This is a genomic window from Alcanivorax sp. HI0044, from assembly GCF_001634945.1.
Map to the genome: position 1 here is coordinate 1 of NZ_LWEZ01000743.1, position 579 is coordinate 579.

At 64.9% G+C, this 579-nt stretch carries 1 protein-coding gene; it reads left to right on the top strand.

Going from position 1 to position 579, the window contains the following annotated elements:
• On the top strand, nucleotides 1-579 hold a 579-nt coding region (locus A3730_RS08960), incomplete at both ends, for a class I tRNA ligase family protein (RefSeq protein ID WP_156501098.1).

Below are 579 nucleotides of genomic sequence, written 5' to 3' on the forward strand. Positions count from 1 at the left end.
AGCCTGCACATGGGTCACGCCTTCCAGGACACCATCATGGACACCCTGGTGCGCTACCGCCGCATGCAGGGCCGCAACACCCTGTGGCAGGTGGGCACCGACCATGCCGGCATCGCCACCCAGATGGTGGTGGAACGCAAACTGGCCGGCGAAGGCACCAACCGCCACGAGTTGGGCCGTGAGAAATTCCTTGAGAAAGTCTGGGAGTGGAAAGGCGAATCCGGCGGCACCATTACCCGCCAGCTACGCCGCATGGGCGCCAGCGTGGACTGGACCCGCGAGCGCTTCACCATGGACGACGGCCTCTCCAACGCCGTGCGCGAAGTCTTTGTGCGCCTGCACAAGGAAGGCCTGATCTACCGCGGCAAGCGGCTGGTCAACTGGGATCCTGCCCTGCACACCGCCATCTCCGACCTGGAAGTGGAGAACGTGGAAGAACAGGGCCACATGTGGCACTTCCGCTATCCGCTGTCTGATGGCTCCGGCCACCTGGTGGTCGCCACCACCCGCCCGGAGACCATGCTCGGCGATACCGCCGTGGCCGTGCACCCGGAAGACCCGCGCTACAAGGACATGATC